The sequence below is a fragment of the Schleiferia thermophila genome, from assembly GCF_003337435.1.
GTDB classification, from domain to species: domain Bacteria; phylum Bacteroidota; class Bacteroidia; order Flavobacteriales; family Schleiferiaceae; genus Schleiferia; species Schleiferia thermophila.
The window spans coordinates 1-16,121 of the sequence record NZ_QPJS01000002.1 but is presented as its reverse complement, the minus strand read 5'-3'; the positions used below and the strand labels follow the sequence as shown (position 1 = coordinate 16,121).

The following is a 16,121-nucleotide window of genomic DNA, read 5'->3' as shown; positions in this document are numbered from 1 at the left end:
ATTGCAAGGGACACTGAGGCATCGCCCGGCTAATCCGATAATTCTGCCTCAAAATACTTTCCAGGATACAAACGACTTCTCAATCGCTTAAGTGGCCGTTTGAGTCCAAGCCACAAGATCGGTCTTCGAACAGTGATAAACACAAAATGCCATACAATTCTCCACCAAAGATGTCTGAAATACGGCTTGAAGACTTGGTAAAGCTTGTAATGCGATTTCAGTAGCTTGACATTAAACAAAGCACTCCCATTGATGTTTCCTATCCACCAAGTAGCACACATTCGACGGGCATGTACAAAACTTTCCTCAGCCTGCGGAAATCTCGACCTTATGTAATCCTGTATTTGCAAAATTTCAAAAAAAGCATGTGTCTTGTTTCGGGCAGCCCGTCGCTGAGTTTGCGGATGATATCTGAAAAAGTTCATCGCCTTGGCAGTATAGCAAAACTTCTCTGAACAGCTCAAAAGGCGAACATAGAAAAACCAGTCCCCATTCAACTTAAAAGATTCATCCAACGGCAGCTGGCCCACCAACACCTCTCTTCTAAAGACCACTGCCGATGCATTCGGAATCGTATTGTGCAGCAACATATACTTGTAACATTCCTCACGAGCATCTGCACAGAAATCCCTCTCCCACCGATCAGTCTTAAAAACAAATGCATAGTGCTCATTGAAGCTGTGCAGAGGTTTGCCATTTTTATCGATCAGCATACTTTGGCAAAAAGCCAGACAGGCCTCTGGCTGCCCTTCCAGCAGATCTACCAGGGTGGCCAGCATCTCAGGGGCGGCCATATCGTCGCTTTCCGCTATCCATACATATTTCCCTGTTGCCAGTGCTATTCCTTTATTCCACTGGGCAAAAGGCGTCCCGCTGTTTTTTTCATTCACAAAAAGTCTTACATGGGGCTTATCAGCTGCCCACCTTTTCAAAATTTTCACACTGCCATCTGTAGAGGCATCATCCAAAAGGATGATTTCCATATGGTCATAGGTCTGAGATGCAATGCTATTAAGCCTCTCCGACAAGTATGTGGCATGATTGTAATTCGGTACTATTACCGATACCATTGGCCTGGAATAGCCCATCTAAAAAAAATTTCTGAGAAGTAAACCCAAAGCCGACACAAGAAAAATCCATAAATTCACCCGCCTAAACCCTTCATCTCTCACTTCTCTTAAATACCTGATACCGCTGAGCACTGCAAGGGCAGAACCCATACCTGCTGCAAGCGACAAATAGCTCACTGTCATTTCCCTTTCTGTCTGAAAAATTAACCCCAAATAAACCGGCAATCGTGCCATATCCGAAAACAAGGACGAAACAATCGTCACTGAACTCAGCTGGACGAAAGTAAGGCCTTCGGGCCTGTACAATTGCTTTTTTATTGATTCAAAGACACCTGAAAAACCCGAAAATACCCCAATCGCAAGACCCGCCACTACATCAGGCAGCCGATACCTCACCAAAACTCCCTGGTCATTGGCCCACTCTGCCATTATCGACACGATTAAAATACCCGTAAACACCATTTTAAATACTCCCATTTCCGACCCAAAAAGCACTAAATCGGTGTAATTTTTTAAGTCAACGAATACATTAGCCCCCAACCACGAACCCACCAACACCAGTATCCCAAACAACAAAACTTCCCTGGGCCGAGCCCGGTATCGAATTACGGAGAACTTTACCAGATAATCCAGAAAATGCACCACACTTGCCGTAAAAATAGCTAATTCCAGCGGCAAAAACCATGGAAACAAAACCAGCATCACCAGATACCCCGGTAAGCCAGACCGGTAAACCGTCAATCCCGCAGCAAACGACCCCACGCCCGCCACGATTACCAAAAGTACCTCCTGTACAGCCATGTCAGTTCAGCTTCACAACGGTTGTGGCACCGCTGATTATCTCAAAATCCCTTGTCACTGAAAAAAACAGATCCCTTGCCGCTTTCGGCCGGTACACTATCGAATATCGGCCCGGCTGCAACGGTATCAAGTGCCTTGTTGCCTGTTCGTCCAAATCTAAAACTCTCTGCCCATTCTCATCCACTACACTCGCATACCCCGACGCTACCGTCTGAAACGAAAGCATGCCGGCCACTGGCACTTCTACCGTCGTTACCTCTCCGGCTTTGATATCTATATCTGTAAAATACGGTGGATGGGTAAGCACCTCCAGCCTGTATGTACCAGCCAAAATTCTCGCTTCCGTATTAATGTCCTGCAGATTCAGGATTGCACCCTCTTCCGACCGCAGCACAACCTTCAAATCCTTGTATCCTATCACCTTAGCAGTCTTCACTTTCAGTTTGCCTCGCTGTAGCGGCAGGGCCAGTATGTTGTGCTTTGCGCTGCTGAGCTGCACGTCTCTGAGTTCCACCTGCGGAATGCTGTGCACCACCACACGGTATGTAACCAAAGGGTCCCCCGACAGCGTGTCTGGCATACCCAGGCTGTTGAGCGTATGCATCATTCGGTAGTGTATCTTGCTCGATTTCTGATCCATTACCGTAAAGGCCACATCCGATTCCCTCGGATATTGGTCTGCATCCAGCAGATTCAGCTGAAAAGTCGTACGCTCCAGCGCCTGACTGATTACCAGACCTAAAACCCTGCGAAAATCCTCTTCCCTTCCAGCATCGTAATACCTCCCGACGCATTCCATAGCCCTCCGCTGCATCTCATCCAGGCCTATGCCTATCACAAAAGGCTTTATCACAATCCCTTTGGCCTGCAACTGCTCCGATACCTGGCACGGATCACCACCACATTCCTCTATCCCGTCGGTGATCAGCACAATCAGATTCCTGCATAGCTCGCAAGGTGGAAAATCCTCAACAGACCGCTCCAAAGCGATAGCTATAGGTGTTGTTCCCATAGGTTTGAGCGACTGCACCACTCGTTTTATCCGCTGGTGATTGTCCGGCCCGAAAGGTACCACCAGCCTGGTATCGTTGCAATCCTGGGGCGGATACCCCTTACTATGTCCATAGAGCCTCAAAGCAATCTCCACCCTGGCCTCCTTCACCTGGGCCAGGCTGTCTATCAGCTCGCCAAGCAGCCGCTTTGCCACGTCCATCCGCGAGCCACTCTCCCATCGCGCCTGCATCGAATAGCTACTATCGAAAATAAATAAAATCCTGGTTACAGGCTGTGCTACAGATAAAACCACCTGCACATACGAAAGCACCAATATCCAGAAAAACCGCTTCATTACAGAAATCATCAATACCGGTCAAAAGTACTTTTCCGTCAAATATCCGATAAAACCCTTTTCCATGCCAACACTATATGGAAGCGTTCCAAAACTTAACTGATTAACCGATTTGGGCGTGCCCCCGCGCGCCGGCCTTGCGGCCTTACCGCGCGGGGTCGGGCTGCTCCGGGGTGCGCTTCGCTCCCGTGCTCCGCTGCGCTGCGCACCGCCCTGCGGGCGCCCTCCGCATCCCTCACGCAACTCCTACTCCCGCACATACCCCCTCTGACCACTTCTGAAAAAGGTGAAAGATGGACTACCAACAACTTTTGAACTGGGTATGACTTTTCCCGTAGCGACTGCCTCAGGATTGATTCCAGCAGCGCCCCCTGAAGCCTTGCAGCAATATTTTTTTTGATTTGAAGAAGATGCACAAGAAATTCGATGTAGTCGTCAGAAAAAAGCACGTTTTTGCGGTATTCCCGTCTTTTTTTGGTTTCCATAGCGTCTGCCAATAGTAATTCCAGCTGTTTTTTTACAAAAAGGCGACTACAACAAACCCTCCTTTCGCAGGATTTCCATTACTTTCTGTTCCGTAAGCCCCACGATTTCAGCAATCAAAGCCGTATCCAGTCCCTTTCTGAACGCATTGACCACAGCCTCTTCTTTTCCCCTCTCAAGTCCTTGTTTCATACCCCTCTCCAGGCCTTCTTCTATTCCTAATTTTTTATTCTTCAAAGCCACCTCCTCGATGTAGTCGTCAGAAAACAGCACGTTTTTGCGGTATTTGCGGTATGCCCGTTTTTCTTTGGTTTCCGTAGCGTCTATTCTTAGCCTTTCACTTACCAAATGTAAGCCTTTTGCCGTAACCTTTTCCGGCAATTTTTCATGCTTCATGTAGTAAATCCACTCGTCTTTCGGGCTGCGAATCCGGTCGTCAAACCAGGCCACATTGATGAGCACGATTTCCGGATACAATTCCCCGGGATAGGTACATCCATACCGCTGTTGCTGGCGGGTCTAGAGGGCAAGCACATCGCCATGATGGACTCCGACAAACTCAAAGCGGCTCCGGTAGAGGTAGTCATCCCCCTGTCCCAGGGGGAAGTAGACCACATGGATGGAGTAGATTTTGGCGATGTTTTCAAACCGTTGTCCCATGGTGAGCCGGTCGGTCATGACTCTTGCAGTGCCGTAGTAGATGCGGTGGAAGTAATCGGTTTCCATGGAAAACTGCACTTCGATGAGGATGATTTTGTCATCGGAAGTTTTGCAGAGGATGTCGGCCACGATGGTTTTTTGCCGGGGGAAGTCTTTGTTGGTTTGCGTGTCGAGGATTTCCTCTATAGAGCTGTCCATATCGAGCATGACGGAGAGGAAGCCCTCCGGGATGGCGAAGTCGCTTTTTTGGCGGAGCATGCGTTGTACGGCCCAGTTGAAGAATATCAGGGGTTGGTCGTTGGGAGGGGATGGATTTAGGCATTGAGAGAGGATTTTGGCAGGAGTAAACATAGGAAAATTTTTAACAAAGCCGGTAGGAGGAAGGCAGCAGACAGGAGATTACCGGGGAAAGACCGTCAGACAGTGTGTGGCAAGTGCGGAGTGCACATGGGGGTCGATTAGTGCAAATAATATTTGAATCTTTATAGATGTTTGAAAATTTTAATGCTATGCTTTATGAAAGTGCAAATAACCTAATAGCTTAAAGGATTTGACTTTAGATAATGCTCAAAGATGTTTTGAATTAAGAATTTTATATTGGATTTTTAATTGTTCATAATTGTAATGCAATTAAAAATTTAAAATATATTTAACCAAGCAATTTGATTCTTATAAAATTTTCGAGTCATGCATATTAGAAAGCATTTGTTCCTTACAAAGAAAACATAACGATTCACAAAAAATTATTTGATTGAGAAAAAAAAATGAATATAGATAATGGATTATTCTATTTTTTCTTAACTAAAACAAATTGACGTGGCGCTTTTAAAAAAGTTCCTTACCCAGATGTTTTTTTTGGGCCTCTGTTTAAAAATAAACTTACTCATAGGCCAGACTCCTGGCGCAGTATCATCAGCAGATCTTTGGTTTATCTGCAATGGTGAGAAAAATTATTCATATTCTATTGGGATACATTCAGCTTGTCGAGCCGTTGATTTCATTAATTTTGACAGCCTGGTGAATTGGGGACAAAGGGGTGTGTGGTTCATTGTTTACACAGATAGAGAGAGTTCTTCACAAGGGGCTTTAATCAGAATAAAAGACTATTTAGTATTTAGAGATAGTATTAAGGGATTTATGCCACACCATGATATGCCTGTCAAACCCGAGAAGCTATTGGTACTTAGCATAACCCGTAGAACGGAGCATCAAGGAAAACTAAGAGAGGAACTTGAAATACTGGATAGTAATGTGCTTATAAGTGAGATAATATACTATGACAGATTTCTTTCCCTAAACGAAATTGAATCGGTAGAGTCATATCTGGCAATGAAATATTCTATAAACATAACCAGGAGAAGGAGTGGAGAGCATAGAGATTATAAGACGCTTACTAGACTGTATAAGTTTTGGAATGGGGAGACAGACAATAGATTTGACAGTGATGTACTTTGTGTAGGTCGAGATACTCAAGTTAATATTGATCAATTAATTACGCGGAGCAATGAGCCTGGAAGATTACATTTGAGGATAGAGCCTGAGGAGCAGGCAGTTTTTGAGGGCATAGTAGTGATGAGCAGGAGAGATAAGGAAATGCGTTATAGTGGTTTGAAAGGGCGTTGCCTTGAACAGCTGAAAGAGCAGGCGGACTTAGGTGAACTGCTAAATTGGAAACTGAGAGGGTTTGGTATAGAGGCTAAAGGCCTTAATCTTTATTTGAGTTTTGACACAAATCACGAAGGAGGATATAAGTCTGGTTTTGTTGTACTAACTGATTTTTCAGATACCTTTCATGTAGAGGGTGTTCAGGGAGGCTACAGGCTACATGTTAGCAAATTAAAAAATGAGACGGATTACTTTTTTGTGCTAAGTTCAGGATTTACAAAGTACTGTTTGGAGGAAGTGACAGATGTTGCTAGTACTGCAACAGGAATTGATACCACCGAAACTTATTTGGTGGTAAGTAGGAAGAACGGAGATCCTCGAATCAGCTTTACACTTAGTCCTGAAATCCTGGTGGTAAATTAAAGATACAATAGTCTATTCTAGTCATCAAACAGGAGAGGTAGTAATTACTAGTGCTAAAGGTGAAGAATTGTATCGCATTTCAGCAGGCCCTGCCAAGGTAAAAAGGATTCACATTTCCTTGATTAACGGTGAGCTCAGTACATCAGATTATGAAAAAGAACTTCCGGTATTCATTATATATCCTAATCCGGCTGAAATCACGGAGAAGATTGCCTATACTTTACGTAGTGGACAAAGAGGCGAATACACTTTGTATATATTTGACGGGCAGCATAGGAAGATTTTTAATCAAAAAGTGGATATAATTCCCAAAGTCGAATATTTTCTTCCGTCTGTTTTTACCAGATCGGGAAACTATTATTTGCTGATAGAGAATGGACAAATTGTACGCAGATACAGTATAATTATACTTTAAAAAAGATTGTATGAAAAGAAATTTTACAGATGTTCTTACAACTTCTTTGATGATTTTAATTTTTCACTTTGGGGATGTGATGGCTGTGGCTCATGTACTGAGGACCCGTCCTTGGGAGGCGAGATTTACGCATCCTAAGTTGGTTCAATTGACCAGGGGAGAGGCGTCTGCTGTTCAAAACATCAAAGATGACGACAATCTCAAAGTGGAAAACAGGCAGTTAGCAACTCACCAATCAGAGAGAAAGAAGATGCCTTACAGTTAAGAGAATACCAGCATAAATCGTTACTCTGACTATATAAGCTTTGAAGGTCAAGAGGTGATCATCAGGTCGATTGACACATCTGGGGTTATTGGTGTAGGAAGTGTTGATCCGGTTGGTTATTCAAAAGACGATATTTTTGAACTATATCTGCCAGAGGAGCTTTTTGCTCAATATCAAGGTCCTGTAGTACTGGAATATGAAAGTTATGGCGCCAGCAGCGCGGAGTGTATTTACAAGACAATCAATCAGCACCATTACGGTAGGGAGTGCGACGATCAATGGAGCAGGCAATGGTATGAACAGCGAGAAGTGTTGGAGAGTTCAATATTTCAGTCGGGAAGAAATATAATTTATTTTTCTTGCATGGCAGGTTATAGGGAGAATTTGATGATTAGGAATGTTCGAATTAGACTTAACAGTGCCACCTTAGAAAAAGGTTCAGTTTTTAAAAGAAACGAGCTTGTGGAAGTCGACCTTGGGAAATTCATAGACGAAGCCAAAGTTATTGAACAGATAAAGGAAAAAGTAAAGGTTATTGCCCTGGGGATTCATCAGGTGCCTGTGATAAATTCGTACATTATCAATGTTACTGAGGGAGCATATGCATACCGGTTTATTGGAAATACTCAAGGGTTAAAGGTCAAAATTCCAGTAGACAGACGCAAGGTGACAGACCACGATGCAGAGTTGAGATTTTTTTACTTCGATATGGAATATCGCACTTGGAAAGCTGCTGAGATACAAGTTGATGGAAATGGAAACGAATTCATAGAGCCTAATCCTGGTGCTGAGTATTTTGCTGGGTTAATAAAAGCCCCCGAAATGCCAGAAGCTGAGGTATTTACTCCAAACATTTTCAAAGATATGAAATCTGCAGACCCATCAACCGGCATCCAGTTGATTAGCCCGCCTGAGATCAGTCAGACTGGCGAAGCGTCGGTCAACTATTCCTTTCAGATACCCTCAGGCAGAAATGGGATGCAGCCATCACTATTACTTCATTATAGTTCAGATGGAGGCTCGGGATGGGTAGGGCAATGATGGAGCATACATGTGCCTTCGGTAAGTATCGACAGCCGCTTAGGTCCTCCGGCTTTTAATAGTACCATTGAAACAGAAGACTACATTATGAATGGACAAATGCTGGTGATGGAAGGGAATCAAACGCCTTCAAGGAGGAAAATTGTCAACAACGCTCCAGTAGAAAACAGCCGTAAAGTCAATGCATTGTTTTTTGAGAGGGTTAGAAATGGATATAAGGTAATTACTCGTCATGGTTCAAATCCAGCTAACTATTTTTGGACAGAGAAGCTGGCAGACGGAACGACTTTTTACTATGGAACCACAGATGGCTATCAGCTAGATCCCCGTTATGTTATAACATCAGAAGGAAGCAGTAACATATCAAGGTGGCTGTTAAGTCAGATTAAGGACAAATGGGGTAATTACATTACATATTTATACCAAATAGAAACAATTGATTCGAACATTACGAACAATGCATTTTTAATGGATGGTGTTAGATGCTATTTGAAAGAAATAAGGTATACAGGACACGATCAAGATAGTGGAAAATATAGGGTAATGTTTGATCTGGAGACTCAGATAAGAAAAGATCCCTTGATTTCGCACAAATCTGGCTTTAAGGAAGTAGATGACCTTCTTCTAACGGAGCTTCGGGTTGAGTTTTTAAATGAAGATAATACTTGGTATCCTGTCAGGAGATGGAAATTTATTTATGACCAGAACCTGTCCAATCACCTGATAAAGACGTTATTAATATCTATAAAGGAGTACAATGGAAGTAATGAGTTATTCTATGAGCACTCCATGGAATACTATAAGGGCCAACAAATATTTTTGCCAGAGCCTAAGATTATTGCATTTCCAAAGGATATATTTAATTATAATCCAGATTCGTCAGGAAATCCTGTGCATCAGGCGTTTAAAACTCATATGTTGTATTTTAAGAAAAAATCGCCCCTTAAGTTTAGTAATACAAAAGGATGGAGTATAGGAGGTAGTGCTGGTGCAGGATTGAATAATTCCATAAATGACAAAAGTTTCACTCTTGATTTTGGAATGAGTTATGGGGAGCTCAAAAGTGTGGATAGAGCAATGCTGACGGATATGAGTGGGGATGGGATACCAGATTTTGTTATTGATAAGGGATTTGGGATATATGCATATGAGTTTGACGTTGAGAAAGAAAAGATCAATGTAAGATCCATAAAAAAAATTCATAATTTAAGCAGGTTAGGCAATGTAAAAACTACATCGTATGATTTCAATCTTGGGTTCAGAACGGCTGATAATATGATATCAATAGGGAACATTAAAATTCCACTTGAAACTTTTAAGGCGACAGGAAATTTGAATATGACAACCACACGTACTACGGAGTATTTTACAGATTATAACCTGGATGGCATTCCTGACTTTGTTGTCAGAACCGGCAAAAACTTTGGGCAGGTATATTTTGGTTATTATGACCGAAGCGGGAATTTGCATTTTGATAAAAACAGTCTTAATACTCATAACTATGTTATAAAAGGCTCACAGAATTTTCAGCTACCAGAAGAGCAGGAAATAGAAAAAGACATCGAAATTGTAAAATCATGGATAGCACCTTTCGATGGGAGGATACAAATCCAAGGCACAGCACAGATTGCTGACAATCTCACCGGTGAATGTTTAATAGCAATTCAGCACAACAATTCCTTTGTATTGATGCCTACAGTAGTGAATAGCTCAATTTCTCATCATGTTAATGAAGAGCTTTACGTCCGCAAGGGGGACTATCTTTTATTCAGGACCAATGCTGGGAGCTCAGGTCATCAGGACTTACTACTTTGGAATCCTATCATCAAATATGAAGAAGATGTACCCAGAGATGCCAACGGTTTAAACTATGCAAACTGTTCCTACAACGAAGGTTTTTTGCTTTCTGGTGGAGAAGCGCTTTTCATAGACAGTAGTACTACCCTTCGCATAATTTCAGATGAATGGATCGACAGCACTATAACTGATACTGTCTTATTGAGGATAATAATTGAAAAATATGACGAAAATTCGGTCTTTATTTCAGAGGAAAGCTATGAAAAAGTAATAATTCCAGGAGTATCTTCCGCATCAGCTACCTTTAAACATACTGCTACTGGACAGCAGGCTCCCTTTATTGGTCAATCCTTTAATTTCTCATTACCTCAAATACACCATTTGTACATGAAATTTGAAGTTAATGCATTGTCAAATGTTGATTGGCGAAAGGTAGAGTGGAGGCCTAAAGTGATATACGAGGACGTATGCATTGGAGAAATGACCTTTTTTTACCCCACGGTAGCAATCAAGACTTACAATAGAGTCGAACGCATCAGTAGGCCGTTAACACTTGACGAAACCAACATCACTCTTGGTGACCAGGTGAATTTTATGCCTATACTTACGTCAAACACAGATTATAGCATGTTACTTCCAAATCAATATCACCGGGCGTATTTTGTAGTCAAATCCAATGAATATCCTGCCTTGTATTTGATGATTGAGGCTAAAATGGGCACGCATACTTTTAAAATTGTAGATTCTAGGAAAAATTTGGTTTCTGGTGTCAATCCATTTAGTCATTACATCAATACTATTGGATTTGGAGAGGAGTTTTACATTGAGATATTTTCTGAAGATGTTTACATGGCAGAATTTATTAAAAAAAATCTTCAGACGATTCAAATAAAAAAACAGAACAGTCAATTAAAGTTCAATACTTCATATTACAGTCATTATTACAGAGAAATTCATCCAATACAGGATTACATGTTACACTGGGGTCAATTTGGCTGGAGCAATAATCAGCAGGCAATGGTTATAATCCCTGTAGAAGAAATAAAAATTGAAGATGTAACCCAAGGAGAACATTACAATAATTTTATGAATTTAGAAAATGCTAGCCACACGGATATATCAAATTATCTACAAAGTAATTTTGATGAGCTTAGCGTATTTGGTAAGCGCTTTTTTATGCTCACACCCAGAAGAGGTGAATATCATAATGGGGTACGGAAGTACATTCGAGATCGATTAGTCCATGAGAAACTGTTGGACAGATGGAGTTTTTTTAACACACATATGGCTAGTTATCGACACATGGGGCATACAGCACCTGGTATATTGATTGAAGAGGAGGAGGAAGAATACCTTGATCAGTCAGGGCAGACCAATACAACCTATGAGTTGTTTACAGCAATTGCCCCAGTCCAGGTTCAGAAGAGTAGCTCCTTAGCTTTGTCAATCTCACAATTTCTAAATTTCACTCAATCTTTTACGGTCAATGATAAAAATAAGTTTTATACACGTTCATTAAGTGCCTTTCGCGATATAAATGGCGATGGGTATCCGGATGTATTAATCAGTTCGAAGGGCAGCTCTTCAGAAGCTGTAATGACCAATACATCGGGGGGCTATGATAAAAAGGTAACGCTTCCTTTCACCTATATTGACAAAATTCAAAACAAACAATTGAGTCTAATTTTATCAGGAGGCTTTATCAATAAACCGAAAGAGTTTCAACTTGGCAACTTAAATATTCAGTACACCAATACAGAACTATTAGTAAATCGTCTTATCGAACTTAGGGATATCAATGGAGATGGAATGCCTGAGCGATATAATGCCGAACCATTAGACAATGAGGTGATGATAAATAAAGGAACCGGTTTTGGCCATACATTTACCTATCAGGGAGACAAAAAAGTAATGATGTATGATTATGGGGATGTAAAGGCAGATGATCGGTTTAGTTTTTCTGCCTCGGTTAGTCCAAAGTTAAAAAATGACATGAGCTTTTCAGCAGGATTTGGTATTAATTATCACATATCTGGAGATAAAAGTTTTTTTATGGATATCAACGGTGATGGGATGCTGGATTTAATAAGTTATGTGCCTACACCACCAAGCGGACAACTAACCTATCAAATCAGACTCAACAAGGGTATGGGGTTGTATTCGAGTCCGATATCTATTTCGAATATAAACCTGAGCTCTAAGTTAAAGAAATACAGCGTCAACGCCTCCAGCGCCCTTACAATACCCTTCAAGTTATCTTTTTTAAAAGTAACTTTAACGCCGAATTCGTCAGTGACGTATGGCGTTGATGAGATGACGCAAACCCTAATGGATTTCAATGCTGATGGTTTGCCTGATTTGGTGGAATTTGATGGTGAAAACCTTAGGATATATTTCAATCAGGTAGGGCTTTTTAATAAACTTAAACGAGTGACAAATCCTTTGGGCGGTAGCTTTGAGATATTCTATGAGCAGAAAGGAGCAAGATCTGGAGCGTATCCTGCAGAGGTAAGAACCTCTTTTTCACCAGCTGAGGAAATGGTGATCTGGGATATGCCAGAAACCAAATGGGTGATGAGCAAAATACATGTTTATGACGGCCTTTCGATACAGTTAAATAATTTACAGAATGGAGAAAATCTAAGTCGAGTGTTTTTCCACTATGATGGTGGTATAAAAAGTAGACAAGATCGGAAATTTTTGGGATTTACACGAATAGAAAAAAGATATCTGCCTAATAAGTTCGACATAGATATATTTGATAAAAACGATTTAAACAATATTGAAAAAGCGAGTAATATCTTTTCATCCAAATCATCTAATATTAATAATACTAATGACACTGCTTATGCCCTCGACACTTATTTATCAGAAGTGACCCAATTTTACTATCCCAAATCCATTGAATCTACAGAACTGTATAAAACATATTATCTTTTAGGTCAAATATTGGAAAAGCATCTTCAGTATACTCAAGTACAATTTACTATAATTAGATCTAGATCCGAAGAAATTACAAATATAGTACGTATTTTAACCCGAAAGCCAGTAGTAATTCAGTCCAATTCTTATGAATTCAGGAGAATAAAAATAGACAAAGGCGCTGCAACAGGTAAAGTGGAGAAGCTTGCAAATAATACTTGGGTAAAGGAGGATTTTACAGACCGATATGAGCAAAAATGCATATTTCCAGCCCTTGTTGAGATGAACATTTACAATTTCCCACAGGTGGAGAGTGTTGATAGCAATAGGTTTTATAGTTCGCAATATACTATTGAGTACGATGAATATTTTAATGTAGTGCGCTACACTCATGGAGGAGTACAGAGTTTGGCATCGGTAGATACTCTGCGTGATACAATTTTATATATTCGATACGACTTGGTTAAACAGACTAATTGTGAGCAAGACATATTAGGAGATACTATCACATATGTATTTCTTGACAGCTTGAGTTCGGCATCAGTGGCGGCTTATCTTGTCAAAAGTAAGGAAATGGGATATGAGCCAGATATTGTGTTTTTATCTAACAATTCTTTGAGCTGTGTTCCATATTGCAACGGCGATAGATGTTGTGAGTTTATTACTTATCACCAGAGGACGGTTTTAGATACTGCCTTTATTATTCGTTTAAAAAATACTACACAATATAATGGGCCTATTATTGCACTGATGAGCTATTTCACTCCATCAAATGCTGCTGGACAATCAAATATACTTAAGAGTCATGAGGTATTCGTCAATACAACCCAACCACAGAACCGTAAGAGATATGCCGAAGTAATATCACTTAATTCTGCCCAACTCGCACCAGAAAACATCAGAGTATATACTAACCAGGCCAATCAGAACGCTGAAATCCAAATAAGCTATGACGTATATGGAAATGTGACCAAGATCACCGGCCCGTATAATCATCAACAACAGCGGTTGGAAGTCAATTACCACTATGACTCCTATCTAAAAAAATATGTAATTGAGATTTTTAATTCCTATGGGGATACTGTTTGTATGAAGTATAATCTATCTACAGGAAATTTACTTCGGAAGACGGATGCAAACCGACATGCCATTGAATACATTTACGATCGCTTCCATCGATTAAAAGCAGTTTATGCGCCTAGAGAAATGGGACAAATAGCTCCTGAACCAACCATGCTCTTTGAATATCAGCTACCAGATATTAGTATTCCATTAAGTTCCTCTAATATAGCCCGGGTCATCACCTATCAGAACATGAAACGTCATGAGATGCCATCCGATATTCATCCTTCTAGTCGCGTATGCGAAGTTCAGATGACCCAACCTGATACGTCTTCTATAACAGGATTTAAGCGCACCATTACATTTGTTGATGGTCTGGGGAGAGTTGTTCAAACGAAAACCGAGGTAGCAGACAGTTCCGCTCCAGATGGAAAGCGCTTTTTGGTCTCTGGGATCACAAGCTATGATCATCATGGTCGAGAAGTCCTTACTCGTAGGGCAGTACCCCAAACATACGGTCCTCCTTTAGGGTTGCATCTTGTCAAAACTGAAACCATGGATTCTACGGTATACGATTACCAGAGCAGACCTGTACAGCTTTATAAGCTTTATGAAATCATACCTATTAAAAAGCTGCAACTCACAACCATTCAATACGACTGGGAACACTTAGGTGACACTTATGTTAAATACACTGAAGTGAAGCAATACATTGGTTCAACCCTATCAGACCCAATAGCTTCTCATAGCAGAACCTACTACGACAGTCGGGGTCAGAAGATCTCACAGAAAGTCTTTGATGACCAAGGAGCTATAAGTACTGAGTTCTACTACAATCCTCTTGGTGAATTGACCAGTACAATCAATCCTTTGGGGGCTGTGACTACCTATGCATACGACATGGTTGGGCGGTTGGTTGAGGAAAATCACCCTGACCGTGGAGTAACAAGACATGAATACGACGCAGCCGGTAATCTGGTGCGCATTGAAAATGCAGCGATGAACTCCGGGGAATACATCGAGTTACACTATCACTACAACAGATTACTGAGACGGATTATGCCGCAGAATCCTGAACTTTACAACCTACAGTACACCTACGGGTATGCAGGTGACCAAAGGAATGGAGCTGGGAGAATTATCGAAATCAGACAGGGCAATCATGAAAACGGAAGTCCCGTACTTACTCAGCAGTATGGCTATGACGAACTGGGCAATGTGATTATGGAGCAAAAAACCTTCGATCTGGAGCTAGAACAAGGGTTGAAGCAATATATCACCCGGTTTTGCTACGACTCCTGGGGGCGTTCCTTGTCTATGATGTATCCAGATGGGGAACTGGTAACCAATCACTTCTATCCGGTCACCGGAGAACTGCAAAAAATAATCAGCGCTACACCAGCCCCTGCATCCATGTCTAAAGATATAATCAGCGCTATATATTACAATGGATATTCAGAGATCACTAGTCTGCACTATGGGAATGGTACAAGGACTTTGTTCTCCTATCACACGCTCACCCGTCAGCTCACAGGTGTACAGCTGCTTGCTATGATTCCCACGTCAAACAGCTGGGAGCTGATGATAGATAAGCGCTATGGATACGACGCACTAGGCCGAGTTGACTCGGTAAAAAACCCAGTATCTACTCAACATATCCATCAGAGCGGCATAGGAGGAGGCTATTCCATAAATTATAAGTACGATCCTTTCAACCGTCTAAAGCACACAGTTGGGACCTATTATACCGATCATCAGATCTACAACTATGAGCTGACTATGCAATACAATGAGGCAGGTGGTATTTTAAGAAAAACTCAGAACGTTTCACCAATTTCATCTACCTTTAATTACGACCTGGAGTATACTTACAACAGCAGTCAAGTGCATCAACTGGAACAAATACGCAATGTCAATACCGCCTTAGGCCACATAAGTAAAATGACATTGAGTTACAACAGCATGGGCAGTCTTATGCACATTCATCATGAAGTAACCAATGGAGCTGAATACCACGAATACTACACGTACAACGAGTTGCAACAGATGACCGGCTATGGCAACAGTCGCAGTCACCTTTATGCGCATTATCTTTATGATCACACAGGTGAGCGCGTAGCCAAAGGTTTGCTATCAGAGGAGTTTGTGTCGGTCAACGGTCAGAGTGGATCACTGTCCATAAAGATGCATCCGATAACACTGTATGTCAACGGATACTTTGTCAGTCAG

General features: G+C 41.5%; 10 protein-coding genes. 5 read left to right on the top strand and 5 right to left on the bottom strand.

Translation table 11 applies throughout. From position 1 onward, the window contains the following. Nucleotides 1-29 precede the first annotated feature (29 nt). From DES35_RS05175 to DES35_RS05150, 5 genes are all read right to left on the bottom strand, one after another. On the bottom strand, nt 30-1,088 hold the full coding sequence (locus DES35_RS05175) for a glycosyltransferase family 2 protein (protein WP_114366039.1): 1,059 nt from the start codon (nt 1,086-1,088) through the stop codon (nt 30-32). Beyond that, on the bottom strand, nt 1,089-1,871 hold the full coding sequence (locus tag DES35_RS05170) for a TSUP family transporter (protein ID WP_114366038.1): 783 nt from the start codon (nt 1,869-1,871) through the stop codon (nt 1,089-1,091). A 1-nt stretch (nt 1,872) separates the two neighbouring features. Then, nucleotides 1,873-3,219, bottom strand: coding sequence for a vWA domain-containing protein (locus tag DES35_RS05165; protein WP_170125709.1), 1,347 nt, complete (start codon nt 3,217-3,219; stop codon nt 1,873-1,875). A 531-nt stretch (nt 3,220-3,750) separates the two neighbouring features. Beyond that, nucleotides 3,751-4,179 (bottom strand): hypothetical protein, encoded by a 429-nt coding sequence (locus DES35_RS05155; RefSeq protein ID WP_125039392.1) that lies wholly within the window; start codon nt 4,177-4,179, stop codon nt 3,751-3,753. Between the two features lie 42 nt (nt 4,180-4,221). Further along, the gene (locus DES35_RS05150) at nt 4,222-4,713 is read right to left on the bottom strand and encodes a PD-(D/E)XK nuclease family transposase (protein ID WP_114366034.1); all 492 of its coding nucleotides are present in this window, start codon (nt 4,711-4,713) and stop codon (nt 4,222-4,224) included. A 465-nt stretch (nt 4,714-5,178) separates the two neighbouring features. Here DES35_RS05150 and DES35_RS05145 point away from each other — a divergent pair, with 465 nt between their 5' ends. The 5 genes from DES35_RS05145 to DES35_RS05125 form a co-directional block, all read left to right on the top strand. Next, the gene (locus tag DES35_RS05145; RefSeq protein ID WP_114366033.1) at nt 5,179-6,390 is read left to right on the top strand and encodes a hypothetical protein; all 1,212 of its coding nucleotides are present in this window, start codon (nt 5,179-5,181) and stop codon (nt 6,388-6,390) included. A 67-nt stretch (nt 6,391-6,457) separates the two neighbouring features. Continuing rightward, on the top strand, nt 6,458-6,805 hold the full coding sequence (locus tag DES35_RS05140; RefSeq protein ID WP_114366032.1) for a hypothetical protein: 348 nt from the start codon (nt 6,458-6,460) through the stop codon (nt 6,803-6,805). A gap of 10 nt (nt 6,806-6,815) precedes the next feature. Next, complete coding sequence (locus DES35_RS05135; protein WP_125039391.1) at nt 6,816-7,070, top strand: hypothetical protein; 255 nt, start codon at nt 6,816-6,818, stop codon at nt 7,068-7,070. Nucleotides 7,071-7,124: 54 nt separating this feature from the next. Next, on the top strand, nt 7,125-8,111 hold the full coding sequence (locus DES35_RS05130; RefSeq protein ID WP_114366030.1) for a hypothetical protein: 987 nt from the start codon (nt 7,125-7,127) through the stop codon (nt 8,109-8,111). A gap of 12 nt (nt 8,112-8,123) precedes the next feature. Further along, nucleotides 8,124-16,121: toxin TcdB middle/N-terminal domain-containing protein (locus DES35_RS05125; RefSeq protein ID WP_147269340.1), on the top strand; the 7,998-nt coding region annotated here is incomplete at its 3' end.

Bases quoted from the DNA above. Each gene is read 5' to 3' on its own strand.
- DES35_RS05175 (WP_114366039.1), bottom strand. From the start codon at position 1,088: ATGGGCTATTCCAGGCCAATGGTATCGGTAATAGTACCGAATTACAAT.
- DES35_RS05170 (WP_114366038.1), bottom strand. From the start codon at position 1,871: ATGGCTGTACAGGAGGTACTTTTGGTAATCGTGGCGGGCGTGGGGTCG.
- DES35_RS05165 (WP_170125709.1), bottom strand. From the start codon at position 3,219: ATGAAGCGGTTTTTCTGGATATTGGTGCTTTCGTATGTGCAGGTGGTT.
- DES35_RS05150 (WP_114366034.1), bottom strand. From the start codon at position 4,713: ATGTTTACTCCTGCCAAAATCCTCTCTCAATGCCTAAATCCATCCCCT.
- DES35_RS05135 (WP_125039391.1), top strand. From the start codon at position 6,816: ATGAAAAGAAATTTTACAGATGTTCTTACAACTTCTTTGATGATTTTA.